The following is a 26,684-nucleotide window of genomic DNA, read 5'->3' on the forward strand; positions in this document are numbered from 1 at the left end:
TCCTCGGAGCAGCAGGACACAACAACAACAAAGTCTCAGAGGCTTCCAATGCGCAAACCGGAACTCGCCGCAGCCATCGCCGAGAAGGCCGACCTTTCCAGGGATCAGGCCAATCGTGTACTCAACGCCGTGCTCGATGAAATCACCAATGCGCTGCACCGCAAGGACAGCGTGACCCTGGTCGGCTTCGGCACCTTCGTACCACGCCATCGCGGCGCCCGTACCGGCAAGAACCCGCAGACCGGCGAGCCGGTCACCATCAAGGCCAGCAACACCGTGGCGTTCAAGCCCGGCAAGATGCTCAAGGACGCCGTCAGCTGACGTGCGCTACCCGGAGCCCCAGCGGCTCCGGGTCAACTGACCACCCGGTCGCTCACCGACCCTGCCGTACCCACACTTTCGCCCGCCGATCCAGCCTCTACAATGCGGCCTTTCCCTCGTATCGGTCGGACGTCACCATGAAATTCCGTTTCCTGCTTTGGATGCTGGGCCGCCTGATGGCCAAGGCCAGCCGAACCAACCCCGAGTTCCAGCAGCAGCTGGGCGACAAGGACCTGACCTTCCAGCTGCATACCCTCGACGGCAAGGTCGCGCGGCATTTCGTCGTGCGCGACCAGCGCGTCACCAGCAAAGGCGGCCCGGCGAGGGAGCCGGCGTTTTCCCTGGGCTTCAGAGATACGGTCTATGGGTTCGAGACCATGACGGCGAAGAACAAGCAGCTGGCGTTCATGCAGGGGATTCAGGACAAGAACATCCAGATTCAGGGGAATCCGGCGCTGGTGATGTGGTTTCAGGGGCTGACCAAATACCTGAAGCCTCGTAAGAAGAAGTAACCCTGCCGCGTCACCCGCTCGTATCCGGCCAATAACCGTAGGGTGGAAAACCGCGTAGCGTTTTCCACCTCGTTGGGCGTTTATGCCTGCGAACGACGCCGCGCTTTCCTCGGCACGACCGGGACACAGGCCCCAGCGTTCGCCGATAAGTCGGTCCGCAGGACTATGCCCCGTCCTGCTCGCGCCAAACCCTAGCCTCCTCCTTCAACCAATCGCGAAACGCCACCAACCCCGCCGACTCCACCTTGCGCTCCGGAATCATCAGGTAATACGCCCGCGCCTCGCTGCGATAGGCATGCGGATGCGCCGGCACCAACCGCCCCTCGGCCAGCTCGCGCTGGATCAGGAACGGCGGAATCAGTGCCACGCCCATGCCATGCTCCGCCGCCTGCGCCAGCATGGAAAACAGCTCCAGCCGCGGGCCGGTCATGTCGCGGGCGACCTTGAGCCCCAGTGAATTGAACCACTGCCGCCACGCATAGGGCCGCGTGGTCTGCTGCAGCAGCGGCATTGCCGCCAGGCGTTCGGCATCCAGCGGCTCGCCGTCGGGCAACAGCGCCGGACTGCACACCGGCTGCAGGTCCTCGGGCATCAGGTAGTGCGCCTCGGTACCGGACCAGTCGCCGTCGCCAAAATAGATCGCGGCGTCGAAATCGGTATCGGCGAACAGGAACGGGCGGGTGCGATTGGTCAGGTTGACGGTGATCTGCGGGTGCAGCGCCTGGAAACGCGGCAAGCGCGGCAGCAGCCACTGGGTGCCGAAGGTCGGCACCAGCGCCAGTTCCAGGGTCTGCGTACCCTGCTGGCCCATCACCGAGAGGGTGTCGCGCTCCACCGCATCCAGCTGCGCGGCGATGCGCCGGGCGTAGGACAGCCCCGCCTCGGTCAGCTTCACGCCGCGTCGCGAACGACGGAACAGTTCCAGGCCGAGAAAGGCTTCTAGTCCGCCGATCTGCCGGCAGACGGCGCCCTGGGTCAGCGCCAGTTCCTCGGCGGCGCGGGTAAAGCTCTCGTGCCGCGCAGCCGCCTCGAAGGCGATCAGGGCAGCGGTGCTGGGGATCTTTCGGCGCATCGTGCGGGCGGCTCACTCAAGTCGATCAGAAAAGTCCTTCTACCTTATCTAGTTGTGAGCAAATCGCACAGATGGGTGCGAATTTCTCGTTTGCAGCGGCGCGGGATGCTTTCTAGCATCGACTCATCCGAATACGCACGACCGCACAAGAGGAAGAGCGATGGCCGGCTCCGCACGCTTCAACTGGATCGACCCGCTGCTGCTCGACCAGCAGCTCACCGAGGAAGAGCGCATGGTGCGTGACAGCGCCGCGCAGTTCGCCGCCGACAAGCTGGCGCCGCGCGTGCTGGAAGCGTTCCGCCATGAACGCACCGATCCGGCGATCTTCCGCGAGATGGGTGAGACCGGCCTGCTCGGCGCGACCATTCCCGAGACCTACGGCGGCAGCGGCCTCAACTACGTGTGCTACGGCCTGATCGCCCGCGAAGTCGAGCGCGTCGACTCCGGCTACCGCTCGATGATGAGTGTGCAGTCCTCCCTGGTGATGGTGCCGATCAACGAGTTCGGCAATGAAGCGACCAAACAGAAGTACCTGCCCAAGCTGGCCAGCGGCGAATACATCGGCTGCTTCGGTCTGACCGAGCCGAACCACGGCTCCGACCCGGGCTCGATGGTCACCCGCGCGAAGAAGGTCGACGGTGGCTACCGCCTTTCCGGCAGCAAGATGTGGATCACCAACAGCCCGATCGCCGACGTGTTCGTGGTCTGGGCCAAGGACGATGCCGGCGAGATCCGCGGCTTCGTGCTGGAGAAGGGCTGGGAAGGGCTGTCCGCGCCGGCGATCCACGGCAAGGTCGGCCTGCGCGCCTCGATCACCGGCGAGATCGTTATGGATAACGTGTTCTGTCCGGAAGAGAACGCCTTCCCCGACGTGCGCGGCTTGAAAGGGCCGTTCACTTGCCTGAACAGTGCGCGCTACGGCATCAGCTGGGGCGCACTGGGCGCCGCCGAGTTCTGCTGGCACACCGCGCGCCAGTATGTGCTCGACCGCCAGCAGTTCGGTCGCCCGTTGGCCGCCAATCAGCTGATCCAGAAGAAGCTCGCCGACATGCAGACCGAGATCACCCTGGCCCTGCAGGGCTGCCTGCGCCTCGGCCGGATGAAGGACGAAGGCAGCGCGGCGGTGGAGATCACCTCGATCATGAAGCGCAACAGCTGCGGCAAGGCGCTGGACGTCGCGCGCCTGGCCCGCGACATGCTCGGCGGCAACGGCATCAGCGACGAGTTCGGCGTGGCCCGGCACCTGGTCAACCTCGAGGTGGTGAACACCTATGAGGGCACCCATGACGTGCACGCGCTGATCCTCGGCCGCGCGCAGACCGGTATCCAGGCGTTCTTCTGACGGATCGTAGGGTGGAAAACCGCCAGCGTTTTCCACCTTTGCCCCCGGTCCCGTATCCACCGGTGGAAAAGGCCTGCGGCCGTTTTCCACCCTACGCATGAAGGAAATCGCAATGTCCGGCGCTCTGTCCCATCTGCGCGTGCTCGACCTGTCCCGCGTGCTCGCCGGCCCCTGGTGCGGACAGATCCTCGGTGATCTCGGCGCCGAGGTGATCAAGGTCGAGCGCCCTGGCACCGGCGACGACACCCGTCACTGGGGGCCGCCCTATCTCAAGGACCAGCACGGCGAGAACACCTCGGAGGCGGCCTATTACCTGACCGCCAACCGCAACAAGCAGTCGTTGACCGTCGACTTCACCCAGCCCGAGGGCCAGCGGATCATCCGCGAGCTGGTGATGCAGAGCGACGTGCTGCTGGAGAACTTCAAGGTCGGCGGGCTGGCCGCCTACGGGCTGGATTACGCCAGCCTGAGCGCCATCAATCCGCGGCTGATCTACTGCTCGATCACCGGTTTCGGCCAGGACGGGCCTTACGCTACACGCGCCGGCTACGACTTCATGATCCAGGGCCTAGGCGGACTGATGAGCCTGACCGGGCGCAGCGATGCGGAGGAGGGTGCCGGGCCGGTCAAGGTCGGCGTGGCGCTGACCGACATCCTCACCGGCCTGTACGCCACCGTCGGCGTGCTCGCCGCGCTGGCGCACCGCGAGCGGACCGGCGAAGGCCAGCACGTCGATACCGCCCTGCTCGACGTGCAGGTCGCCTGCCTCGGCAACCAGGCGCTCAACTACCTCACCACCGGCGTGGCGCCCAAGCGCATGGGCAATGCCCACCCGAACATCGTGCCGTATCAGGATTTCCCCACCGCCGATGGCGACATCATCCTCACCGTTGGCAACGACGGGCAGTTCCGCAAGTTCTGCGAAGTGGCCGGGCGGCCGGAATGGGCGGACGATCCGCGCTTCGCCAGCAATCGTGCGCGGGTTGCCCATCGCGCCGAACTGATTCCACTGATCCGCCAGGTCACGGTGTTCCGCACCACGGCCGAATGGGTCAGCACGCTGGAACAGGCCGGCGTGCCCTGCGGGCCGATCAACGATCTGGCGCAGGTGTTCGCCGACCCGCAGGTGCAGCATCGCGGCCTTCGGGTCGAGATGCCGCATCCTCTGGCCAGCCGCGTGCCGCAGGTGGCCAGCCCGCTGCGCCTGTCGGCCTCGCCGGTCAGCTATCGCCGGCCGCCGCCTTTGCTTGGCGAGCACAGCGCGGCGCTGCTCGAACGTCTGCTACAGCTGCAGCCCGCGCAGATCGGCGCTCTGCGCGATGCCGGTGTGATCTAGCGTCGCATACGCGGGCGGCACGGCTGAACTCTGCCGGCGCTTGGCTATTCTTAATCAGTACCTCGAATCGAATGGATGAGCGAATCATGCGGACGCAGCGCTTTGGCTTTCCCTGGCAACTGCTGGTGGTGTTTCTTTTCTCCGGGCTGCTCAGCGGCTGCGGCATCAACAACATTCCGCAGTACGACGAGCAGGTGAAATCCGCCTGGGCGCAGGTGGAGAACCAGTACCAGCGCCGTGCCGACCTGATCCCCAACCTGGTGGAGACGGTCAAGGGCTTCGCCCGCCAGGAGCAGGAAACCCTGACGGCGGTGATCGAGGCGCGAGCGAAGGCGACCTCGATTCAGGTAGACGCCAGCACCCTGGACAACCCCGAGCAGCTGCAGCAGTTCCAGCAGGCGCAGAACCAGCTGACCGGCGCGCTGAGCCGCCTGATGGTGGTGTCCGAGCGTTATCCGGAGCTGAAATCCAACCAGAACTTCCTCGCCCTGCAGTCGCAGCTCGAAGGCACCGAGAACCGCATCGCCGTGGCACGGCGTGACTTCATCGCCGCGGTAGAGCGCTACAACACCGAGATTCGCACCTTCCCGGGGCGCATCTGGCACACGCTGATGTACAGCGACATGCCGATCCGCGAGACCTTCGAGGCCACCGCCCAGAACGCCGAACAGGCGCCGCAAGTGAAATTCCAGTGAGATTCGCGCCGGCTCTGCTGCTCGGCCTGCTGTTCTGGGCGGCGGGCGTCGCTGCGCAGCAGCTGGCGTTGCCGGCGCTGAGCGGTCGCGTGGTGGATGGCGCCGAGCTGCTCGACGCCGCGACCGAGGCGCGCCTGACGGGCATGCTCGCCGCGCACGAGCAGGCCACCACCGAGCAGGTGGTGGTCGTGACCGTGCCGGACCTGCAGGGCCGCAGCATCGAGGAGTTCGGCGTGGCGCTGGGCCGCGCGTGGGGCATCGGTCAGCGCGGCGAGGACAACGGCGCGCTGCTGATCGTGGCGCGCGACGAGCGACGTGTGCGCATCGAGGTCGGCTACGGCCTGGAAGGGCGGCTGACCGATGCGCAGTCTTCGCTGATCATCAACGGCATCATCGTGCCGGCCTTTCGCGAGGGCGATTTTGCCCGAGGCATAAGCGCGGGCGCCGAGGCGATGATCCAGGTGCTCGGCGGCGATCCGCTGCAAAGTGCGGCGCTGCGCCCGGCGATGCCGATGGGCTCACAGGAGCCGGGCGGCCTGGGCATCCTCGGTTTCTTCCTCATGCTGGTGGCGATCTTCCTCATTGGTGGCGGTCGTGGCGGGCGCGGTGGTCGCCGTGCGCTGCTGCTCGGCGCGTTGCTGGGCGGTATGGGTCGCGGCGGCGGGGGCGGCTTCGGCGGCGGTGGAGGCTTTGGCGGGGGCGGCGGCGGCTTCGGCGGCGGCGGTGCCTCCGGTGGCTGGTAATCGAACGATGGACGCGCAATGACCTTACTGAGCGAGAGCGAGCTACAACAGGTGGCCGCGGCGATCGAGCGCATCGAGCGCGACACCGATGCCGAGGTAGTGACCGTGCTGGCCGCGCAGGCCGACGACTACCGCTACATTCCGCTGCTCTGGGCCAGCCTGATTGCGTTGCTGCTGCCCGGCGCGCTGCTGTTCTTCGGCGGCTGGCTGAGTGCCTGGCAGCAGTTGCTGGCGCAATGGGCGACGTTCCTGGTGCTGGCCGTGGCGTTCCGCGCGCCGGCGCTGACCAGTCGGTTGATTCCGCGCGCGGTGCGCAACTGGCGGGCCTGCAACCTGGCGCGGCGGCAGTTCATCGAGCTGAACCTGCATCACACCGAGGCCGATACCGGCGTGCTGATCTTCGTCAGCGAGGCGGAGCGCTATGTGGAGATTCTCGTCGACCGCGGCATCGCCAGCCGTATCGACAATGCCGCCTGGGAGACGATCGTCGCCGCCTTCACCGAACGGGTGAAGCAGGGCCGGGTGCTCGAGGGTTTCCTCGGCTGCATCGAGTCGGCCGGCGCGCTGCTGGCGCAGCATGTGCCGGCCACCCATGCACGCAACGAGCTGCCCAATCGGCTGGTGGTGCTGGACTAGCGGCGTTCGAGGGGGCCACCGCAGCCTTTGTCGCGATGGGCAAGGCTGCGCCGTTGCCCCCCTTCGACCCGGCACAGGGTGCGTAGGGTGGAAAACGCGCGCAGCGCTTTTCCACCGAACTCGTTCCCGAGGCGCGCCTCGCGCCGGCCTCAGGCCATCCCCGGTCCGTCGTCGCACGGCTGGTCCTGCGGCGCAGGCGACAGCTCGAAATGCTCGGCATGTTCCAGCGTGCTGGCGGCGACGCGATCGAGGGTGCCGATCTGGGCGCCGATGCTGCTGATGCTGGCGTCGCGGTGATGGGCGGGCAGCCGCTCGATGGCCGCCAGCACCTCTTCGCCGGGCACGGTTTCGCTGGCCAGCAGCCGCGCGGACACCTCGTCCAGCGCCGGCCGCAGCCGCTGCAGCAGCGCCTGGCAGTCACGTTCGAGCTGGCGGAGCAGGTCGTCGGCGGCGCGGATGGCATCGCCGGAGTCGAACTCGATGTGCGCATCACGCACCGCCTGCAGGCTGAGCAGCGAGCCTTTCGGCCCCATGCCCAACGCGCCGACCATCGACAGGGCGATCTTCGACGCCTCCTGCAGGTCCTGCCCGGCACCGGACGAGACCTCATGGAAGTACAGCTGCTCGGCGCAGCGCCCGGCCAGCAGCATCTGGATGCGCGCGCGCAGCTCGGACTCCATGTGCAGGCGCTTGTCCTCCACCGGCGTCACCAGGGTCACGCCCAGCGCCTGGCCGCGCGGCAGGATGGTGACCTTCTCCACCCGGCCGACCTTGAGTTCAGCCGCGACCAACGCGTGGCCAGCCTCGTGCACGGCGATGCGCTTGCGGTCGGTCGGCGACATCGGCGTCACCCCCGACGGCTGCTCGCCGATGCGGCAGGTTTCGACGGCATCGACGAAGTGGCCCATGTCGACCTGCGTGGCGCCCGTGCGGGCCGCCAGCAGGGCGGCATGGTTGACGATGTAGGCGATGGCCGCAGGCGTCAGGCCGACGCTGTTGCGTGCCAGCTGCGGGAAGTCCAGATCGTCGGCAGCGCTGATCCGCCCGGCGTACAGGCGGAACAGCGCTTCGCGATCATCCAGCCCCGGCAGGCCGACGGCGATGGAGCGGTCGAAACGGCCCTCGCGCACCAGCGCCGGGTCGAGCGAATTGGGAAAATTGGTTGCGCCCAGCACCAGCACGCCGCTGGCGCCGTCGAAGCCGTCCAGCTCGGCGAGGAACTGGTTGATGATGCGGTTGCTCTCGGCATCGCTGGAGCGCTGCTGCTCGGCGCGCTTGCCGATGCCGTCGATCTCGTCGATGAAGATGATGCACGGCGCCTGCTTGCGCGCGGTGCGAAACAGCGCCTTGACCTTCTGGATGCCGACGCCGAAATACATCGAGGAAAAATCGCTGCCGGTCACCTGGATGAAGCTGGCGTTCGATTCGCTCGCCAGTGCCTTGGCCAGCTGGGTCTTGCCGGTGCCTGGCTCGCCGGTCAGCAGCACGCCCTTGGGCGGACGCGCACCGAGGCGTGCGTAGGCGGCCGGGTCGCGCAGGTAGGCGGTGACATCGGCGAGCGCCTGCTTGGCCTCCGCGGCGCCGATGACATCGGCGAAGGTGACGCCGCTGCCCTTGCGCTGCACCTCGAAGCCGCGGGTCTTGAGGATGAAGAACAGCGCGCCGCCGAGCAGCAGCAGGACCATGGGCGAGTAAGGCAGCAGGGACAGGTAGAACGGCTTGTCCGCCGCGGTCTCGAACAGCGTCAACGGAAACAGCTCGCCGCTGCTGGCGTAGTGGTCGAGCAGCAGCGCGGCGACCTGCCCGGACTGCTCCGGCACCCAGTAGCGCTGGCCGTCGCGAGCGCTGATGTAAACCGCGTCGGCGCCCAGTGCGGCGCTGGCGATGGCGCCGCCGCGCAGGTCGGCGAGCAGACGGGAGAGGTCGCCGCGATGGGCGTCCCAGCTGTCGCGCGAGGTTTGCAGCTCGGCCAGCATGGCGGCGGCGGAGCCGGCGGCCGGCGGTTGCGCGGGCGTGCCGGGGCGAGTCGCCCAGAAGGCCAGCACAGCGAGCAGCAGCAGGGCGAACATGGACAGCGCAAGACCCGGACGGCCCTGGAGCAAACGTGGTTTCTTCATTTCACATCCAATCGGGGCAGGCCCGACGCGTCGATAAAAACACTGCCCGACAGGCAGACCACAGTTTTCTGATGCGGGCGAAACCCGCCGGCGCACAGCACGCTGTGCGTGCGGTCGCTAGCTTATGGATGCTGTTCTGTGCCAGACCGCTGGTCGGTTTTTAATCAACCGCCAGCGGCGAGGATACGGCAAGCGAGGTCGCCCGGACCGTCACACGACGAACGGACGGCAGGTTTGCGACGAATGACAGGTCGCCGACGGAACCCTTTCGTGCGCGGGGAGCAGGCGCGTACGCGGGCCCGAGGCCTCTTCGGTTTATGCGATTGCACGCGGCGTTGCGGAATCTTTTGCCGATTTCGACTGCCTTAGTGGTTCGGCTTAATCATTGCCGTTCCGCTAGCTGTCGATTCGAGAGACCGATGAACGATCCGCACCTGAAACTGTTGCGCTGCCTGGCCGGTTTGCCGGTGCTGTGGCTGGCCTGCGCCGCCGCAACCGACCTGCCCGAGCCCAGCGGGCATGTGGCTCGCGTCGAGGGCGCGGCCTATGTCAGCAGTCGCGGCTATACCAATGCCGCCCGGGTCGGCCAGGCGATCATCCCCGGGGTAACGCTGAGCACCGGCGAAGGCGGCGCGCTGGGCGTGATCCTCAGCGACGGCAGCGTGCTGTCGTTCGGTCCGCACAGCGAACTGGTGCTTGACGACTACCGCTTCGCCCCGGCCGAGGATCAGTTGCGACTCGATGCGCGCCTGCAGCGCGGCACGTTGAATCTGCTCGCCGGCGATATTGCCCGTCTGGCACCGGGCGCCATTGCCGTGGATACCCCGGACGGTCGTGTGCGGCTGCACGGCGGCCAGATGCTGCTGAAGGTGGTCGAATGAGAGCCGGCTGGCGCGGCTGGGCCGTGGTGTTGCTGGCGGCGGCGCTCGCCGGTTGCAGCGGGCGCTCCTACGTGATGCTGCCTGGCGCCGGCAGCGTGGCGCTCGACGATCAGGAGCCACCGCAGCTGACCCAGGCCGGACAGGGCATGACGCTGGGCGATGCGCGCCCGTTCAGTGTGAGCGCGTTGCGCCGCGAGCGGGATTTCGAGCGGACGCTGGCGGCGCAACCGGCATTGCCGGAACGCCACATGCTCCAGCTACGCGCCGACGGCCAACCCGACGCCGCCGCCGAGGCGATCGTGCAGCAGGTACTGGAAGCCGTGCGCCGTCGCGATTACCCGGTGGTTACGGTGATCGGCCATACCGATACGCTCGGCGCCGAGGCGGCCAATGTGCGGGTCGGCCTGCGTCGCGCGCAGGCGGTTGCCGAGCTTTTGAAGGCCCGGGGGCTGGAGACGATGGAGTTGCGGGTGACCAGTCACGGCGAGCGCAATCTGCTGGTGGCGACGCCGGATGCGACCGCCGAGCCGCGTAATCGCCGGGTCGAGGTGCTGATTCGCTGAGCGCGGTCCGCGCTGAGGGAAGGAGGCGCACCGGCTGGCGGTGCGCCCAGCAGGTCAGTCGATGACCAGGATCGCGTCCATTTCCACTTGCGAACCTTTCGGCAGCGCAGCAATGCCGATGGCGGCGCGCGCCGGATAAGGCTGCTGGAAGTAACGGCCCATTACCTCGTTGACGGTCGCGAAGTTGCCCAGATCAGTGAGGAAGATGTTGAGCTTGACGACATCCTTCAGCGAACCGCCAGCGGCTTCGGCCACGGCCTTGAGGTTCTCGAAAACCTGCACGGCCTGGGCTTCGAAGCCCTCGACCAGTTCCATTGTCTTGGGGTCCAGCGGAATCTGACCAGACAGGTAAACGATATTGCCGGCCTTGATCGCCTGGGAGTAGGTGCCGATGGCAGCGGGGGCCTTGTCGGTGTTGATGACGGTCTTGCTCATGGAAACTCCTCTGCGGAATTGGCAATTGGCCGGTCAGCATAATGACTTGTGACAACCGCAGCCACCGCCGGCGATGAGGTGCGAGGTGGCGGCCCCGTTGTCTTGCGGGGCGAAATTCAGGCCCTGAGTCGCGTGATCCGGGTGACACCCTTGATCGCACGCAGCTTCTTGATCACCCGTGCGAGGTGCACGCGATCATGCACGCTGACCACCAGCTGGACCACGCTGACACGCCCGTCACGCTCGTCCATGCCGATCTTCTCGATGTTGCCGTCGGCGGCGTTGACGCTGCCGGCGAGCAGGGCGATCAGGCCGCGCTGGTGCTCCAGCTCGATCCGCAGCTCGACGTTGAATTCGCCGGTGACGTCCTTGGCCCAGGACAGCTGGATGCATTTGTCCGGGTTGTGACGGAATTCGGCAATGTTCCGGCAGGTGTCCAGGTGCACCACCATGCCCTTGCCGGCGGACAGGTGGCCGACGATGGGGTCGCCCGGGATCGGCGTGCAGCACTTGGCGTAGCTGAGCACCAGACCCTCGGTGCCGCGAATCGCCAGCGGGCCTTCGGCGCTGGGGGCCTGCTCGCCGTCGCTGGCCAGCAGGCGCCGGGCGATCACGTAGGCCATGCGATTGCCCAGGCCGATGTCCTCGAGCAGGTCCTCGATGAATTCGACGTGGTACTCGGCGAGAACCTGGCGGATGCGTTCGGCGCTGATCTTGTCCAGGCTGGTCTCGAAGCCGGTGAGTGCCTTGTTCAGCAGCCGTTCGCCGAGGCTGATGGATTCCGAGCGACGCTGGAGTTTGAGCGCATGGCGGATATGGGTGCGCGCCTTGCCGGTGACCACGAAGTTCAGCCAGGCCGGATTCGGCCGTGCGCCCGGCGCGGTCACAATTTCCACCGTCGAGCCGCTTTCCAGCGCCTGCGACAGCGGCGCCAGGCGCCGGTTGACGCGGCAGGCGATGCAAGTGTTGCCGACGTCGGTGTGCACCGCGTAGGCGAAGTCCACCGCGGTGGAGCCCTTGGGCAGCTCCATGATGCGGCCCTTGGGCGTGAAGACGTAGACCTCGTCCGGGAACAGGTCGATCTTCACGCTCTCGATGAATTCCAGCGAGTTGCCGGCGCGCTGCTGCAGTTCCAGCACGCCCTTGACCCACTGCCGGGCGCGGGCATGGGTACCCTTGGGCACGTCGTTCTCGTCGGATTTGTACAGCCAGTGCGCGGCAATGCCGTTGTTGGCCATCTCTTCCATCTCGCGGGTGCGGATCTGGATTTCGATGGGCACGCCGTGCATGCCGAACAGCGTGGTGTGCAGCGACTGGTAGCCGTTGGCCTTGGGAATCGCGATGTAATCCTTGAAGCGGCCGGGCAGCGGCTTGTACAGGCTGTGCACGGCGCCGAGCACGCGGTAACAGGTGTCGACCTTGTCGACCACGATGCGGAAGGCATAGACGTCCATGATCTCGTTGAACGCCTTGCGCTTGCCGCGCATCTTCTTGTAGATGCTGAACAGGTGCTTCTCGCGGCCCACCACCTCGCCTTCCAGGCTGTCGCGCGCGAGGCAGTGAATCAATGACTGCTCGATCTTTTCGACGATCTCGTTGCGGTTGCCGCGAGCACGCCGCACCGCAGCACGGATGCGCTCGGAGCGCATCGGGTGCATGGCCTTGAAGCCGAGGTCCTCGAACTCCACGCGCATCGAGTGCATGCCCAGGCGGTTGGCGATGGGCGCGTAGATTTCCAGGGTTTCCTTGGCGATGCGTCGGCGTTTCTCGCCGGCCAGCACTTCCAAGGTGCGCATGTTGTGCAGGCGATCGGCGAGCTTGACCAGGATCACGCGAATGTCGCGCGCCATGGCCATGGCCATCTTCTGGAAGTTCTCGGCCTGCGCTTCGGCCTTGGTCTCGAAGTTCATCTGGGTCAGCTTGCTGACCCCGTCGACCAGTTCGGCGACGGTTTCGCCGAACTGCGCAACCAGCGCTTCCTTGGGAATGCCGGTGTCCTCGATGACGTCGTGCAGCATCGCGGCCATCAGGCTCTGATGGTCCATGTGCATGTCGGCGAGGATGTTGGCTACCGCGAGTGGATGGGTGACGTAGGCTTCACCGCTGCGCCGGCGCTGCCCGTCGTGGGCCTGCTCGGCGTAGAAGTAGGCGCGGCGAACCAGGTTGACCTGGTCCGGGCCGAGGTAGGTCGACAGGCGATCGGCAAGCGTATCTATGGCTGGCAAGGCTGTGCTCCTTGCCGGCGCAATGTAGGCTCGGCGATTCGACTTCGACCTGGCATTTAATCAGATGGCCTCGTTGGGCTCTTCCTCATACTGGATGAAGAGCGGTTCGTCGTCGACGATTTCATCCTGTGCAATGACATCGTAGTCGACCAGGCCGGAAGCGATCTCGCGCAGGGCGACGACGGTCGGCTTGTCGTTTTCCCAGGCCACCTTCGGCTCTTTGCCGCCGGTCGCCAGCTGGCGCGAACGCTTGGTGGCCAGCATGACCAGCTCGAAGCGGTTATCGACGTTGTCCAGGCAATCTTCAACGGTAACGCGGGCCATGGTGTTCCTCGTGTGCAATAGCGGTATAGCGGGCCCGGATGGGCGAGCGGACGGAATAGTCTAAAAAATCACCAGCGCGAATGGAAGCGCTGTTTGGGCGTGGGAGCGGGCGCGGATGCCCGTCGGCGCACGCTCAAAGGTATTCCGGCTTGAGAATGCCCTGGAGTTGCGCATGCGGAATGAACAGCTCCGGATGACCGCTGGAGTAAGGCGCGATGCTGTAGACGTCATACTTGAGCAGCACGCTGTCCTTGAGCAGGGCGATATGCGCGGTCTGCTGGAACGGCCACTGCTCGCGGAAGTCGGAGTTCTGTGCTTGGTCGTTCTGCGTCAACCAGCGCTGATGGGCCTGGCGGGCGGCGCGCCAGAAGTTGCCTTCCTGACCGGGGATGAGCAGGTCTTCCAGGCGCAGTTCGCGGTCCCGTGCGCTGTCGTAATTGATGAAGCCACGCCCCGGCATGCCGTGTGCGCCACCGGTATAGAGGTAGCTGGACAGCTCGATCACGGTGATGTCGCCATGCTGCTCGCGCACCTTGGCCTGCAGATAGCTGGCCCAGCCGGGCTCGGCGTCGCGCAGGAACTTGGTTTGATAAGCCTGCAGCGACTCCGGCAGCCGTGCATCGGGTGCGTTGAGCGTCATGCGGCGCAGGCGCTCGTCGATCAGCCGGTCGAGCTGCGACTCATCGGCAAAGTGCAGCGTGTCGATATTGACCAGCGGGCAATCCTCGCCGTCGCAACCGTGCGGTCGTTCCTCGGTGAGGCGCTGCGTGGCCTGTGGCGCGTGTTGCAACGGATTGTGCTGGCAGGCGCCGAGCAACAGCAGGCTGGCCAGCAGGGCGTAGACGGGAAAGCGTGCGGTAGAGGTCGGATGGCTCATGGTTCGCCTGTCGGGGTGAGGTGCCGTTTCGAGTTCATTGGGTGTCTGAAGTTCGCCGTGAGCGGATCCGGCCGCCTTGCGTCGGTCAGCTGAGGGCTGCGGCCGTATCGGCGGCGCGCTAGGATGATCATGGAGACGGCTCACGATGTGCGGCTGTAGTCATGCCAGTGCCGGCGCAGTGCGGATCATGTCAGACGCTGCGCGGGTACGGCCCAACCGAATGTGAGTGATGTCCAGATGAGCGAGACTTTCAAGCCCGGCCCGGATGATGTCCAGATCCTGCGACGCGAGCAATGCTTCAGCGGTTTTTACCGCCTGGAGCGCCTGCACCTGCGTCATCGTCAGTTCAATGGTGCGATGGGCGCGGAGCTGAGTCGCGAGCTGTTCGTGCGTCATGATGCGGTGTGCGTGCTGCCCTACGATCCGTGCCTGGACCGGGTGGTGCTGATCGAGCAGTTCCGCGTCGGCGCGCTGGGCAAGGCGAGCAATCCGTGGTTGATCGAGCTGGTCGCCGGGCTGATCGATACGGATGAACAGCCCGAGGAGGTGGCGCGCCGCGAGGCTATCGAGGAGGCCGGGTTGGAGCTGGGCGAGCTGTGGCCGGTGACCCGCTACTTTCCCTCGCCGGGCGGCAGCGACGAGCAGGTCCACCTGTTTGTCGGTCGGTGCGACAGCCAGAACGCCGAGGGCGTATTCGGCCTGGCCGAGGAGGGCGAGGACATTCGCGTGCATGTCTGGACGCTGCAGCAGGCGCTGCAGGCCGTGCGTGACGGGCGCATCGACAACGCGGCGAGCATCATCGCCCTGCAATGGCTGGCGCTGAACCGTGACGATGTGCGGGGAGCCTGGCGATGAACCGGCGCCGCGAGCGCTACCGGGTCGATCTGCCCGAGCTGCAGGCGACCTGCGAGGCCAATTACCTGCGCCTGCTGCGGCTGTTGCCGGAGATGCGCCAGTCCGGCCGTACCCGGCGCATCGCCATCAGCCAGGGCGATCAGCTGCTCGGCGTGCTGGTGCTGCAGGTGCTGGAAAACTGCCCCTACACCACCACCGTGCAGGTCAGCCAGGAGCACTGCCTGAGCTGGCTGCCGGTGCCGAGGATGGAGGTGCGCGTGTATCACGACGCGCGCATGGCCGAAGTGGTCCGCGCGGAGAATGCCCGACGCCTGCGCGGCATCTACCACTACCCCAACGCGCAGATGCATCAGCCGGACGAAAAGAGTCAGCTCAACCTGTTCCTCGGCGAGTGGCTCAGCCATTGCCAGGCGTGCGGTCACGAGCTCGAACCGGTGCTCTGAGCGCCCGTCGCCGGCGCTGTTCTGTGATCCACGCCCACTTCCCGCGGTTTCCCTCCCGTGTGCAGCCAACCATAATTCGGTTGCGATTTTCCCGAGGAGAAGGGCCTTGCTTGGTGCATCCCTGACCGCTGCTGAAGAGTCGGTGCTGCTGGTGCAGCTGACCGATAGCCATCTGTTCGCGCCGGCGCAGGGTACCCTGCTGGGCATGGACACCTGCGACAGCCTGCAGCGGGTGATCGATCTGGTGCTCGAGGAGCAACCGCATATCGACCTGCTGCTGGCCACTGGCGATCTCTCGCAGGACGGCTCGCTCGAGTCGTACCAGCGCTTTCGCGAACTGTCGACGCGCATCGCCGCGCCTGCGCGCTGGTGTCCGGGCAACCATGACGAGCGCGAAGCCATGCGCGAGGCGACCCGTGGGTCCAGCCTGATGGAACCGGTGTTCGAGTGCGGCAACTGGCGGGTGATCCTGCTCGATACCCTGCAGTCTGGCGAAGTGTTCGGCGTGCTGGACGAGCCGCAGCTCGAGTGGCTCGACGCGACGCTGCGTGCTGCGCCCGAGCAGCACCACCTGATCTGCCTGCACCACCATCCGGTGACGATCGGCAGTCGCTGGATGGACAGCATCGGCCTGCGTGAGCCCGAACGGCTGTTCGAGGTGCTCGACCGCCATCGCAACGTCCGTGCGCTGCTCTGGGGGCACATTCATCAGGAATTCGAGCAGGTGCGCAACGGCGTGCGGCTGCTCGCCTCGCCCTCCACCGGCGTGCAGTTCGCGCCGCGTAGCGAGCGCTTCAAGGTCGATAGCCTGGCGCCTGGGTATCGCTGGCTGCGCCTGCACGGCGACGGTCGTCTGGACACTGGCGTGTCGCGCGTCAGCGGCATTGACTTCGAAGTGGACTACAGCGTCAAGGGTTACTGAGCCGCGTCGGCAGGCGGCTTGCACCGTGCGGCATCCGCCTTGTAGCCTTCCCCGTCCCTTGCCTGCCAGCGAATCGAATGACCAGCGATCGTCCCGCCATCCTCTATATACACGGGCTCAACAGCTCGCCATTGTCCCAGAAGGCCCGCCAGCTCAGTGCCGCGCTCACCTGCATCGGTATGGTCGACTGCCTGCGGGTGCCGGCGTTGCATCATCATCCGCGCCAGGCCATCGCCCAGCTGGAAGCGCAGCTGGCCGCGCTGGGCCGACCGCTGCTGGTCGGCAGCTCGCTCGGCGGCTACTATGCGACCCACCTCGCCGAGCGCCACGGTCTGCGTGCGCTGCTGATCAATCCGGCAGTGCTGCCGCATCGGCGTTTCGATGGCTACCTGGGGCCGCAGACCAACCTCTACAGCGGCGAAGTCTGGGAACTCACCCATGACCATGTCGCGGCGCTGGCGGAGCTGGAAGTGCCGCCGCCGCAGGATGCCGGGCGCTATCAGGTCTGGCTGCAGACCGGCGATGAAACGCTGGACTATCGCCAGGCCGCCGACTTCTACCGTGGCTGCGCGCTGCGCATCCAGGCTGGGGGCGACCACGGTTTCCAGGGCTTCGCCGAGCGTCTGCCGGCGCTGCTGGCGTTCGCCGGGTTCGCTCCGACGCTCTGGCTCGAGACCGATTTTTCCGATTCATAAGCTATCGAGACGCCCATGTCTTACACCGCAGAAGCCATCGAAGTCCTTTCCGGCCTCGATCCGGTGCGCAAGCGCCCGGGCATGTATACCGATACCTCGCGGCCCAATCACCTTGCCCAGGAAGTCATCGACAACAGCGTCGACGAGGCGCTGGCCGGCCATGCCCGTTCGGTGCAGGTGATCCTGCATGCCGACAATTCGCTGGAAGTCATCGACGATGGCCGCGGCATGCCGGTGGATATCCATCCCGAGGAAGGCGTTCCCGGCGTCGAACTGATCCTCACCAAGCTGCACGCCGGCGGCAAGTTCTCCAACAAGAACTACCAGTTTTCTGGCGGCCTGCATGGCGTGGGCATCTCGGTGGTCAACGCCCTGTCGACGCAGGTGGTGGTCACCGTCCGCCGCGACGGCAACGAGTACCGCATGAGCTTCGCCGACGGCTACAAGGCCAGCGACCTGCAGGTCATCGGCACGGTCGGCAAGCGCAACACCGGCACCAGCGTGCAGTTCTGGCCGGATGCCAAGTACTTCGACTCGCCGAAGTTCTCCATCAGCCGGCTCAAGCACGTGCTCAAGGCCAAGGCGGTGCTGTGCCCGGGGCTGAACGTCAGCTTCGAGGACAAGGCCAGCGGCGAGAAGGTCGAGTGGCATTACGAGGACGGCTTGCGTTCTTATCTGGTCGATGCTGTCAGCGAGTTCGCCCGCCTGCCTGACGAGCCCTTCGTCGGCACGCTTTCCGGCAATACCGAGGCGGTCGACTGGGCGCTGCTGTGGTTGCCCGAGGGTGGCGACAGTGTGCAGGAAAGCTACGTCAACCTGATTCCCACCGCACAGGGCGGCACCCATGTCAACGGACTGCGTCAGGGCCTGCTCGACGCCATGCGCGAGTTTTGCGAGTTCCGCAGCCTGTTGCCGCGCGGCGTGAAGCTGGCGCCGGAGGATGTCTGGGAACGCATCGCCTTCGTGCTTTCGATGAAGCTGCAGGAGCCGCAGTTCTCCGGGCAGACTAAAGAACGGCTGTCCTCGCGCGAGGCCGCCGCGTTCGTTTCCGGGGTGGTCAAGGACGCCTTCAGTCTGTGGCTCAACGCCAACCCCGAGCTGGGTCTGCAACTGGCCGAACTGGCGATCAGCAACGCCGGCCGGCGCTTGAAGGCAAGCAAGAAGATCGAGCGCAAGAAGATCACCCAGGGTCCGGCCCTGCCGGGCAAGCTGGCCGACTGTGCCGGACAGGACCCGGCGCGCGCCGAGCTGTTCCTGGTGGAAGGTGATTCGGCCGGCGGCAGCGCCAAGCAGGCGCGCGACAAGGAATTCCAGGCGATCCTGCCGCTGCGCGGGAAGATCCTCAACACCTGGGAAGTGGACGGCGGCGAGGTGCTGGCCAGTCAGGAAGTGCACAACATCGCCGTGGCGGTGGGGCTCGACCCCGGCTCCAGCGATCTGTCGCAGCTGCGCTACGGCAAGATCTGCATCCTCGCCGACGCCGACTCCGACGGTCTGCACATCGCCACGCTGCTCTGCGCGCTGTTCGTCCAGCATTTCCGCCCGTTGGTGGAAGCCGGCCACGTCTACGTCGCGATGCCGCCGCTGTATCGCATCGACCTGGGCAAGGACATCTTCTACGCCCTCGACGAGGCCGAGCGTGACGGCATCCTCGAACGCCTGGTGGCCGAGAAGCGTCGCGGCAAGCCACAGGTCACGCGCTTCAAGGGTCTCGGCGAGATGAACCCGCCGCAGCTGCGCGAAACCACCATGGATCCGAACACCCGTCGGCTGGTCCAGCTGACCCTCGATGACTTCGACGGCACCCGCGAAATCATGGACATGCTGCTGGCCAAGAAGCGCGCCGGCGACCGCAAGAGCTGGCTGGAGTCGAAGGGCAATCTGGCCGAGGTACTGGTTTGATCCGCCGCTGCCTGGTGCTGCTCGGCCTGCTCGGCGCGGCCGTGCCGGCCAGCGCGGCGCCGGTCGAGCTGCAGCTGGTCAGCGAGCATGCGGTTGCCGGCATGACCGGCGGCAATCTCTCCGGCCTGGCCTGGTGCGGCGATGCGCTGTGGGCCGTATCCGATCGCGACGACGACCGGCTCTACCGACTCTCCGGCGGCGCCGGCGAATGGCAGGCCGAGGCGGAGCGTTTCGAGCTGCCGCCACCACCGGCCAGCGGGCTGCCCTGGGGTATGCGCATGCGTACCTGGGTCAGTGGCCAGCTGCGCGGCGGCCAGATGGATTTCGAAGGCCTGAGCTGCGACAGCCTGGGCAATCGTTACCTGGTCAGCGAGGCGCACGCCGGCGTGCTGCGGGTCAATCCGGCCGGCACCGCCGAATGGCTGCACCTGCCGTCGTCGCTGGTACGCCAGGCGCGGGCCAGCGGCATGCTGCTGCATTTCAATGCGATGTTCGAAGGCATCGCTGTCGATCCGGCGGCCGAGCGCATGTGGCTGGCGGCTGAGCGCGAGCGCCGCGGGCTGCTGGTGCTGCATCGTCGGCAGAACAGCTGGCACTGCACCGGCGGTTGCGTGCTGCTGTCCGAGGGCGGTCAGGAACTGCCGCCGCCAGCGCTCGGGCAACAGCCCACGGCGCCGGGCTTCACCGCCGTGGCCTTCCATCAGGACAAGCTGTTTACTCTGGAGCCGCTGGCACATCAGGTCTGCCGCCGTGTACCGGCGACCGGCGCCGTGGAGCGTTGCTGGTCGTTCGTCGCGACGGCGTTGAGCGAGGAGCGACGCTACCCGACCCGCTTCGGTACCGCCGAAGCGCTGTGGCTCGACGCCGAGGGTGCCTGGATCGGCGTCGACAACAACGACATGCGCCGCGCCGATGGTGAGCAGCGTCCGATCGTCTGGCGTTTCGCCGCGCCGGCCGGCGGCTGGAACGCACCGTGAGCCAGACGGCCGGTCGACGCGCCGGGCGGGTGATGCTGGTGCTCGCCTGGGCTGCCGGCCTGTTCCTCGCCACGCGCTTTTTCGCCGATTGGGAAGGTGAACGCACCAATCCCAATCGTGAACCGCTCTCGCGCGTCGAGAACGGCGAGATCGAAGTGCAGCTGGCCGGCAATCGCAGCGGGCATTTCGTCGCCGATGGCCGAATCAACGATATGCCCGTCACCTTTCTGCTCGACACCGGCGCCACCGACGTGGCGGTGCCGGTGGAGCTGGCCGGGCGTCTGCAGCTCGAGCGCGGCGCGCCGGTTCAGCTGCAGACCGCCAATGGGCGCACCACCGGCTATCGCACGCAGATCGAGCGCCTGCAGCTGGGTGACATCGTCCTGCGCGACGTGCGCGCGGTCATCGCCCCGGGCTTCGACAGCGAGCAGATATTGCTCGGCATGAGCGCCCTGAAACGTCTCGAATTCACCCAGCGCGCCGGCACCCTGGTGCTGCGCCAACACGCCACGGATCGACCATGAGCGAAACACTCGACCTGAGCCTGGACGGCGTGGAGCGGCGCTCCCTTGCCGACTTCACCGAGCAGGCCTACCTCAACTATTCCATGTACGTGATCATGGACCGCGCCCTGCCGCACATCGGCGACGGCTTGAAGCCCGTGCAGCGACGCATCGTCTATGCGATGAGCGAGCTGGGTCTGAACGCCGACGCCAAGCACAAGAAGTCGGCGCGCACCGTCGGCGACGTGCTCGGCAAGTTCCACCCGCATGGCGATAGCGCCTGCTACGAGGCGATGGTGCTGATGGCGCAGCCGTTCAGCTACCGCTACACGCTGGTCGACGGACAGGGTAACTGGGGTGCGCCGGACGATCCCAAATCGTTCGCTGCCATGCGTTACACCGAGGCGCGGCTATCGCGCTATTCCGAGGTGCTGCTGTCCGAGCTGGGGCAGGGCACGGTGGATTGGGTGCCGAACTTCGACGGCACCCTCGACGAGCCGGCGACGCTGCCGGCGCGCCTGCCCAATCTGCTGCTCAACGGCACCGCCGGCATTGCCGTGGGCATGGCCACCGACGTGCCGCCGCATAACCTGCGCGAAGTCGCGGCGGCCTGCGTGCGTCTGCTCGACGAGCCGAACGCCAGCGTCGAACAGCTCTGCGAGCACATCCTCGGCCCGGATTTCCCCACCGAGGCGGAAGTCATCACACCGCGCGCGGAATTGCTGAAGATCTACGAAACCGGCCGTGGCTCGGTGCGCATGCGCGCCGTGTATCGCGTCGAGGACGGCGACATTGTAGTCACCGCGCTGCCGCATCAGGTGTCCGGCGCCAAGGTGCTGGAGCAGATCGCCGCGCAGATGCAGGCCAAGAAGCTGCCGATGGTCGCCGACCTGCGCGACGAATCGGATCACGAGAATCCCTGCCGTATCGTCATCATTCCGCGCTCCAACCGCGTGGATGCCGACGAGCTGATGACCCACCTGTTCGCCACCACCGAGCTGGAGTCGAGCTACCGGGTCAACACCAACGTCATCGGCCTGGACGGCAAGCCGCAGGTGAAGAACCTGCGCGTGCTGCTCAGCGAGTGGCTGACCTACCGCATCGGCACCGTGCGCCGGCGTCTGCAGTTCCGCCTGGACAAGGTGGAGAAGCGCCTGCACCTGTTGGACGGTTTGCTGGTCGCCTTCCTCAATCTCGACGAGGTGATTCACATCATCCGCACCGAGGACCAGCCCAAGCCGGTGCTGATGGCGCGCTTCGCGCTGTCCGAGCTGCAGGCCGACTACATCCTCGATACGCGCCTGCGCCAGCTGGCACGCCTCGAGGAGATGAAGATCCGCGCCGAGCAGGACGAGCTGATGAAGGAGCGCGACCAGCTGCTGGCGCTGCTCGGCAGCGAGACCAAGCTGAAGAAGCTGGTGCGCAAAGAGTTGCTGGCCGACGCCGAGACCTACGGCGATGCGCGTCGCTCGCCGATCGTCGAGCGCGCCGAAGCCCGTGCGCTGTCGGAAAACGAACTGCTGCCGTCCGAGCCGGTCACCGTGGTGATTTCCGAGAAAGGCTGGGTGCGTTGCGCCAAGGGCCATGACATCGACGCAACCGGCCTCTCCTACAAGGCCGGCGACGGGTTCAAGGCCGCCGCTGGCGGGCGCTCGAATCAGTTCGCGGTGTTCATCGACAGCACCGGGCGCAGCTATTCGCTGGCGGCGCACTCGCTGCCTTCGGCGCGTGGCCAGGGCGAGCCGCTCACCGGCCGCCTGACGCCGCCGCCCGGCGCGAGCTTCGAATGCGTGCTGCTGCCCGATGACGATGCCCTGTACGTGATTGCCTCGGACGCCGGCTACGGCTTCGTGGTCAAGGGTGATGACCTGCAGGCCAAGAACAAGGCGGGCAAGACACTGCTGTCGCTGCCGGCCGGCGCGAAAGTCGTGGCACCGCGGCCGCTGCACAGTCGCGACGACGACTGGCTGGCGGCGGTGACGACCGAAGGGCGCCTGCTGGTGTTCCCGGTGCGGGACCTGCCGCAGCTGGGCAAGGGCAAGGGCAACAAAATCATCGGTATTCCTGGCGAGCGTGTGGCCAGCCGCGAGGAATATCTGGTCGATCTGGCGGTGCTTCCGGCAGGCGCAACGCTGACGCTGCAGGCCGGCAGGCGCACGCTGTCGCTCAAGGCCGATGACCTAGAACATTACAAGGGCGAGCGCGGGCGACGCGGCAACAAGCTGCCGCGTGGCTTCCAGCGAGTCGATGGCCTGCAGGTCGAGCGCGTGGGCTGAGTGGCGCGCTTCAGTGCTGGCATCCGGGGCCGGATTCACGGAAGATAGCCACCTTTCAAACAGGCGACGCTCTGTCGATCCGACTTTCGGATCGTCCAGCACGCCGCATGGCTGGCCGTCACCGACGATCGGGTAGCCGGCGCCCGCCGTTGCATAGCCTGGATCATGGTGTAAGAGGGTAATGAACAAGTTGCTGCGTCTTTCGACTGTCTTGCTGGTACTCAGCGCCAGCTTGTCTGGCTGCATGCTGCAGCAGCCGCTGCCCATGTACCGCCTGGAGAATGGATCGGCCACCATGCCGGAGCGGATCGATGGTCCGGCGGTGCTGCTGGGACCGGTGACCCTCGCCGATTACTTGCAGCGTGATGCCATGCTGCAGCGGCTGCCTGACGGTAGCCTGGCGGCCGATGCGCAGCATGCGCGCTGGGCCGGCAGCCTGCAGGGCGACATCGAACAGCTGCTGTTGCGCCAGCTCGCCGCCGGGCTCGAGACCCAGCGCGTGCAGTTGAGTCCGGCCGGCGCCGGGTTCACACCGGATGTTCAGGTTGAAGTGGCCGTTACCCGGCTGGATTCCGGCCCGGCGCACCCGGCGGTGCTGGAGGCGCAATGGCGACTGCTGGACAAGCAGGGCAAGCTGCAAGGCAGTCGCCTGGTTCGTCTGCAAGAGGAACATCAGGGTACGCCGGCCGATCAGGTGCATGCGCAGAGCGTGCTGCTGCAGCGTCTCGGTGAAATGCTGGCGACCGCGGCAAAGCCGCTGGCCATCGCCAAGCCGGCTGCACCCAAGCGCGAACCCGCCAGGCCGAACAAGGCCGCCGAAGCGAAGGTGCCGCGCATCCCGGCACTCGAGCCGATCCGTACCGATATGGAAGTGTTCCGCTTCTGATCGCCCCGCGAGCCGGCCGGGCAAGACGCTGGCCGGCTCGTCAGCCTGCCGATTCCTCATACCTTCGCGCAGCCGCAGCCGCAGCCGGTTTCGGCGCGCGGCCGGCTTCGGCGTGGCTATCTGTCGGTAAGGAAGTGCGCCGGCTGGCGGCGCGAAGGGGAGGGTGAACGCGCGCAGCGCCTCAGCTGCGCTGACGCAGCTCGTGCATGCGCGTCAGCTGGCGCTCCAGCAGCGACGGGTACGGCTCCAGCAGGCGCTCCACGCAGCAGGCACCCTCCGGGCTGGCGATCGGGCGGATGCGTGCGCGCTGCCTGATCAGCGGGTCGTCGCCGATGCTGCGCTCGACCAGCAGCAGGTTGCGGCTGTGCAGCGACATCGCCAATGCCGCCTGAGCGGCGTCGCTGAGCAGCAGATCGCCCTGACTGAGCTCGTACAGACCTTCGCCTTCGGTCAGGCCCAGTTGCAGCTGCAGGGTCAGCCCGCTGTCGGCGACCTCGATCTGCAGCGCGTGGCTCAGCGCGCGCATCAGCTCGCCGCAGCAGATCGCGTGGGTGAGGTAGTTCTGTTCATCGTCCTGGCTGTGGAACAGCATCAGGCTGCTGCCGTCGTTGAGTGTCTGCAGTTCCGCCTGATAGAGCGTTGCCGCTTGCTGCAGGGAGTCACGGTAGCGCTGCAGCAGATCGGTCAGGCGCTCGCGCGGCAGGCGCCGCAGCTGTTCCTGGCCGCCGAGCTGAATGGCCAGCACCGCACTCTTGCGCGGCGCGGCCGGTGGGGTCGGGACCGGCGGCGCCGGGGTAGCGAGCGGCGGATCTTCGTCGTCGAAGGCGCCGAACGGTTCGAAGTCATCGTCCGCGCGCAGGGCCGCCGGCTCGCCGAATGACGGCTCGATCGGCTGCGTCGGTGCGACCGCAGGCGGTTCGCTGAAGTCACGTGGATCGACCTGATCGAAATAGCCATCGTCGAGCATTTCGCCGAGATCCAGTTCCGGCTCGGGTTTTTCCGGCACCAGACGTGCCTGCAGCTGACGAGCGAGGTCGCCGATCTCGTCCTGACGCCCGGCGCCCGGCGCGGGGTCGTCCGGATCGCGCAGCCACAGGCGCAGCTGCAGCAGCGGCGTGGACAGCTGGCGGCCGAGGCGCATGCTCAGCACCAGTGCGAGCGCCAGCAGGATCAGGCTGAGCAGGCCCATGCTCTGCAGGCTGATGGTCATCGGTTGCTGGAACTGCTGCATGTCGAGGCTGATGCGCAGATGACCGGCGATCACTTCCTGGAAGCTGATCGGTGTGGAATACAGGCCCTTGTCGTCACCCAGCAGGCTGTGCTGCGGTCGCGTGCCGGACTCGGCCAGCACGCGGTTGTCCACGCTGTAGATGGCGGCATGGGCGACCAGCGGATTCTTCACCAGATTGCTGAGCAGCACGTTGAGACTGAGGATGTCGTTGGCCACCAGCAGATCGGTAGCCGAGGCGGCCGTCTGCGTGACCAGGCTCTGGCCGAGCGCATCGGCCTGCTGCTCCATCGCCTGCTTGAACTGCATGCCGATCACCCACGCATAGATGACCAGCGCCAGGGCGACCAGCAACAGCGTGTGGCTGGCGATGCGCAGCACCAGTGGGATGCGGTGCTGACGCACGGCGCGGTAGAGCATGAGGAAGAAATTGTCTGGCTTGACGGATGCGGGCCGGTTCACAGAGCGCGGCTCTTCTCGAAGGAAATTGGCGGGCAGTATACGGAAAGCGCGATGGCGGCTGAAGGTCTGCGCGGTAAAGCGGACGAAACGTCGACGTCCCGCGCGTACCGGATAGCCCGGCGCGGATGTTGTAGAATGCGCGCCTTCTTTGCATGGGAGTTGCGCCTTGCGCGAAATCGTCCTGATCAACATCACCGGGGAAGATCGTCCCGGTCTGACTGCAGCCATCACAGGCGTCCTGGCGCAGGGTGGCGTGAACATCCTCGATATCGGTCAGGCGGTGATCCATGACACGCTGTCTTTCGGCATCCTGGTCGAGCTGCCCGATAGCGAAGGCGCCTCGGCGGTGCTCAAGGACGTGCTGTTCATGGGCTACAAGCACGACCAGCAGGTGCGCTTCACGCCGGTGTCCGAAGACGACTACCAGCAGTGGGTGGCCGGTCAGGGCAAGTCGCGACATATCGTGACCCTGCTGACGCGCAAGGTGACCGCCGAGCAGCTGCACCGGGTCAGCTCGATCACCGCGAAGTTCGGCCTGAACATCGACCACATCGACCGCCTCTCCGGGCGCATGCCGCTGGACGTGCCCGAGGAGCTGGGCAAGGGCTGCATCGAATTCTCCGTGCGCGGCGAGCCGGAAGACACCGCGGCGCTGCGTGCCGAATTCCTCAGCGTGGCGCAGGAGCTGAACGTCGACATCGCCTTCCAGCGCGACTCGATCTTCCGCCGCAACCGGCGTCTGGCGGTGTTCGACATGGATTCGACGCTGATCGAGGCGGAGGTCATCGACGAACTGGCCAAGGCCGCCGGCGTCGGTGAGCAGGTGGCGGAGATCACCGAGCGCGCCATGCGCGGCGAGCTGGATTTCCGCGCCAGCTTCAAGGAGCGCCTGGCGCTGCTCGAAGGGCTCTCGGAGGACGTGCTGGCGGACATCGGCGCCAGCTTGCGCCTGACCGAGGGCGCCGAGCTGCTGTTCGCCGAGCTCAAGCGGCTCGGCTACAAGACGGCAATCCTCTCCGGTGGTTTCAGCTACTTCGCCCGGCAGCTGCAGGCCAAGCTGGGCATCGATTACGTGTTCGCCAACGAACTGCAGATCGTCAACGGCAAGGTCACCGGCGTGGCGGTCGAGCCGATCGTCGACGCCCAGCGCAAGGCCGATCTGCTGCGCCAGCTGGCCGAGCAGGAAGGGCTGCGCCTGGAGCAGACCATCGCGGTCGGCGACGGCGCCAACGACCTGCCGATGCTCGGTCTGGCCGGCCTCGGCGTGGCGTTCCGCGCCAAGCCGCTGGTCAAGCAGTCGGCCAAGCAGGCCATTTCCACCCTGGGGCTGGACGGCATCCTCTATCTGCTCGGCTATCGCGATCGGGAAGGCGCGGAGTAACGCTTTTTCCGATAGGCATAACGGCAGAAACGACAAGCCCGAGTCGGGATCGGCTCGGGGCTTGTCGTTTCCGGG

The 26,684-nt window shown here is 66.4% G+C and carries 26 protein-coding genes; 19 read left to right on the forward strand and 7 right to left on the reverse strand.

Annotated elements, in window-relative coordinates:
- Positions 1-48 precede the first annotated feature (48 nt).
- Together NAV27_RS02100 and NAV27_RS02105 are read left to right on the forward strand one after the other, a co-directional pair.
- Positions 49-321 carry an HU family DNA-binding protein gene (locus NAV27_RS02100; protein ID WP_043299591.1) on the forward strand — a complete coding sequence of 91 codons (273 nt, stop codon included), beginning with the start codon at positions 49-51 and terminating at the stop codon, positions 319-321.
- A gap of 137 nt (positions 322-458) precedes the next feature.
- A complete protein-coding gene (locus tag NAV27_RS02105) occupies positions 459-833 on the forward strand; it encodes a helicase (protein ID WP_102827908.1) in 375 nt (124 codons plus the stop codon).
- 163 nt (positions 834-996) lie between these two features.
- Here the strand turns inward: NAV27_RS02105 and NAV27_RS02110 are convergent, their stop codons facing one another.
- The gene (locus tag NAV27_RS02110) at positions 997-1,905 is read right to left on the reverse strand and encodes a LysR family transcriptional regulator (RefSeq protein ID WP_102827907.1); all 909 of its coding nucleotides are present in this window, start codon (positions 1,903-1,905) and stop codon (positions 997-999) included.
- A 160-nt stretch (positions 1,906-2,065) separates the two neighbouring features.
- On the opposite strand from NAV27_RS02110, the gene NAV27_RS02115 reads away from it, so the two are divergent.
- From NAV27_RS02115 to NAV27_RS02135, 5 genes are all read left to right on the forward strand, one after another.
- Entirely contained in the window at positions 2,066-3,247 is a 1,182-nt protein-coding gene (locus NAV27_RS02115; RefSeq protein WP_102827906.1) for an acyl-CoA dehydrogenase, read from the forward strand.
- Between the two features lie 112 nt (positions 3,248-3,359).
- Complete coding sequence (locus NAV27_RS02120) at positions 3,360-4,583, forward strand: CaiB/BaiF CoA transferase family protein (protein WP_102827905.1); 1,224 nt, start codon at positions 3,360-3,362, stop codon at positions 4,581-4,583.
- Between the two features lie 86 nt (positions 4,584-4,669).
- The gene (locus NAV27_RS02125; protein WP_003286581.1) at positions 4,670-5,278 is read left to right on the forward strand and encodes a LemA family protein; all 609 of its coding nucleotides are present in this window, start codon (positions 4,670-4,672) and stop codon (positions 5,276-5,278) included.
- Entirely contained in the window at positions 5,275-6,021 is a 747-nt protein-coding gene (locus tag NAV27_RS02130; protein ID WP_102827904.1) for a TPM domain-containing protein, read from the forward strand. The genes NAV27_RS02125 and NAV27_RS02130 overlap by 4 nt, the downstream gene beginning before the upstream one ends.
- A gap of 18 nt (positions 6,022-6,039) precedes the next feature.
- Positions 6,040-6,657 (forward strand): TPM domain-containing protein, encoded by a 618-nt coding sequence (locus NAV27_RS02135; RefSeq protein WP_102827903.1) that lies wholly within the window; start codon positions 6,040-6,042, stop codon positions 6,655-6,657.
- Between the two features lie 149 nt (positions 6,658-6,806).
- Here NAV27_RS02135 and NAV27_RS02140 read toward each other — a convergent pair whose 3' ends face one another.
- Positions 6,807-8,774, reverse strand: a complete 1,968-nt coding sequence (locus NAV27_RS02140; RefSeq protein ID WP_102827902.1) for an AAA family ATPase — start codon at positions 8,772-8,774, stop codon at positions 6,807-6,809.
- Positions 8,775-9,193: 419 nt separating this feature from the next.
- Here NAV27_RS02140 and NAV27_RS02145 point away from each other — a divergent pair, with 419 nt between their 5' ends.
- Entirely contained in the window at positions 9,194-9,655 is a 462-nt protein-coding gene (locus NAV27_RS02145; protein ID WP_102827901.1) for a FecR domain-containing protein, read from the forward strand.
- Positions 9,652-10,218, forward strand: a complete 567-nt coding sequence (locus NAV27_RS02150; protein ID WP_102827900.1) for an OmpA family protein — start codon at positions 9,652-9,654, stop codon at positions 10,216-10,218. The genes NAV27_RS02145 and NAV27_RS02150 overlap by 4 nt, the downstream gene beginning before the upstream one ends.
- A gap of 54 nt (positions 10,219-10,272) precedes the next feature.
- Here NAV27_RS02150 and NAV27_RS02155 read toward each other — a convergent pair whose 3' ends face one another.
- The 4 genes from NAV27_RS02155 to NAV27_RS02170 all read right to left on the reverse strand — a co-directional run bounded on the left by NAV27_RS02155 (position 10,273) and on the right by NAV27_RS02170 (position 14,079).
- Positions 10,273-10,653, reverse strand: a complete 381-nt coding sequence (locus tag NAV27_RS02155) for a RidA family protein (protein ID WP_102827899.1) — start codon at positions 10,651-10,653, stop codon at positions 10,273-10,275.
- Positions 10,654-10,769: 116 nt separating this feature from the next.
- Positions 10,770-12,878 (reverse strand): bifunctional GTP diphosphokinase/guanosine-3',5'-bis pyrophosphate 3'-pyrophosphohydrolase, encoded by a 2,109-nt coding sequence (gene spoT / locus NAV27_RS02160; protein WP_102827898.1) that lies wholly within the window; start codon positions 12,876-12,878, stop codon positions 10,770-10,772.
- A gap of 60 nt (positions 12,879-12,938) precedes the next feature.
- Positions 12,939-13,202: a DNA-directed RNA polymerase subunit omega gene (gene rpoZ, locus NAV27_RS02165; RefSeq protein WP_003286572.1), complete on the reverse strand. Its 264-nt coding sequence runs from the start codon at positions 13,200-13,202 to the stop codon at positions 12,939-12,941.
- Positions 13,203-13,335: 133 nt separating this feature from the next.
- Positions 13,336-14,079 (reverse strand): RsiV family protein, encoded by a 744-nt coding sequence (locus NAV27_RS02170; RefSeq protein WP_102827897.1) that lies wholly within the window; start codon positions 14,077-14,079, stop codon positions 13,336-13,338.
- 237 nt (positions 14,080-14,316) lie between these two features.
- Here NAV27_RS02170 and NAV27_RS02175 point away from each other — a divergent pair, with 237 nt between their 5' ends.
- The 9 genes from NAV27_RS02175 (at position 14,317) to NAV27_RS02215 (ending at position 23,538) form a co-directional block, all read left to right on the forward strand.
- A complete protein-coding gene (locus tag NAV27_RS02175) occupies positions 14,317-14,934 on the forward strand; it encodes an NUDIX domain-containing protein (protein WP_008569609.1) in 618 nt (205 codons plus the stop codon).
- Positions 14,931-15,377 carry a DUF1249 domain-containing protein gene (locus NAV27_RS02180; protein WP_102827896.1) on the forward strand — a complete coding sequence of 149 codons (447 nt, stop codon included), beginning with the start codon at positions 14,931-14,933 and terminating at the stop codon, positions 15,375-15,377. The genes NAV27_RS02175 and NAV27_RS02180 overlap by 4 nt, the downstream gene beginning before the upstream one ends.
- 106 nt (positions 15,378-15,483) lie before the next feature.
- The gene (gene cpdA, locus NAV27_RS02185) at positions 15,484-16,299 is read left to right on the forward strand and encodes a 3',5'-cyclic-AMP phosphodiesterase (protein WP_102827895.1); all 816 of its coding nucleotides are present in this window, start codon (positions 15,484-15,486) and stop codon (positions 16,297-16,299) included.
- A gap of 77 nt (positions 16,300-16,376) precedes the next feature.
- Positions 16,377-16,994, forward strand: a complete 618-nt coding sequence (locus NAV27_RS02190) for a YqiA/YcfP family alpha/beta fold hydrolase (RefSeq protein WP_102827894.1) — start codon at positions 16,377-16,379, stop codon at positions 16,992-16,994.
- A 15-nt stretch (positions 16,995-17,009) separates the two neighbouring features.
- Positions 17,010-18,896 carry a DNA topoisomerase IV subunit B gene (gene parE / locus NAV27_RS02195; RefSeq protein ID WP_102827893.1) on the forward strand — a complete coding sequence of 629 codons (1,887 nt, stop codon included), beginning with the start codon at positions 17,010-17,012 and terminating at the stop codon, positions 18,894-18,896.
- Positions 18,893-19,873: an esterase-like activity of phytase family protein gene (locus NAV27_RS02200; RefSeq protein WP_102827892.1), complete on the forward strand. Its 981-nt coding sequence runs from the start codon at positions 18,893-18,895 to the stop codon at positions 19,871-19,873. Before parE ends, NAV27_RS02200 begins: the two co-directional genes overlap by 4 nt.
- Positions 19,870-20,397 carry a retropepsin-like aspartic protease family protein gene (locus NAV27_RS02205; RefSeq protein WP_102827891.1) on the forward strand — a complete coding sequence of 176 codons (528 nt, stop codon included), beginning with the start codon at positions 19,870-19,872 and terminating at the stop codon, positions 20,395-20,397. The genes NAV27_RS02200 and NAV27_RS02205 overlap by 4 nt, the downstream gene beginning before the upstream one ends.
- Positions 20,394-22,652 (forward strand): DNA topoisomerase IV subunit A, encoded by a 2,259-nt coding sequence (gene parC / locus NAV27_RS02210; RefSeq protein WP_102827890.1) that lies wholly within the window; start codon positions 20,394-20,396, stop codon positions 22,650-22,652. The genes NAV27_RS02205 and parC overlap by 4 nt, the downstream gene beginning before the upstream one ends.
- Positions 22,653-22,833: 181 nt before the next feature.
- Positions 22,834-23,538, forward strand: a complete 705-nt coding sequence (locus tag NAV27_RS02215) for a PqiC family protein (protein ID WP_102827889.1) — start codon at positions 22,834-22,836, stop codon at positions 23,536-23,538.
- Positions 23,539-23,719: 181 nt separating this feature from the next.
- Here NAV27_RS02215 and NAV27_RS02220 read toward each other — a convergent pair whose 3' ends face one another.
- Positions 23,720-25,228: an AhpA/YtjB family protein gene (locus NAV27_RS02220; protein WP_102827888.1), complete on the reverse strand. Its 1,509-nt coding sequence runs from the start codon at positions 25,226-25,228 to the stop codon at positions 23,720-23,722.
- 166 nt (positions 25,229-25,394) lie between these two features.
- On the opposite strand from NAV27_RS02220, the gene serB reads away from it, so the two are divergent.
- Entirely contained in the window at positions 25,395-26,609 is a 1,215-nt protein-coding gene (gene serB, locus NAV27_RS02225; protein ID WP_102827887.1) for a phosphoserine phosphatase SerB, read from the forward strand.
- Positions 26,610-26,684 lie beyond the last annotated feature (75 nt).

This window comes from Stutzerimonas degradans (genome assembly GCF_024448505.1).
GTDB lineage: Bacteria > Pseudomonadota > Gammaproteobacteria > Pseudomonadales > Pseudomonadaceae > Stutzerimonas > Stutzerimonas degradans.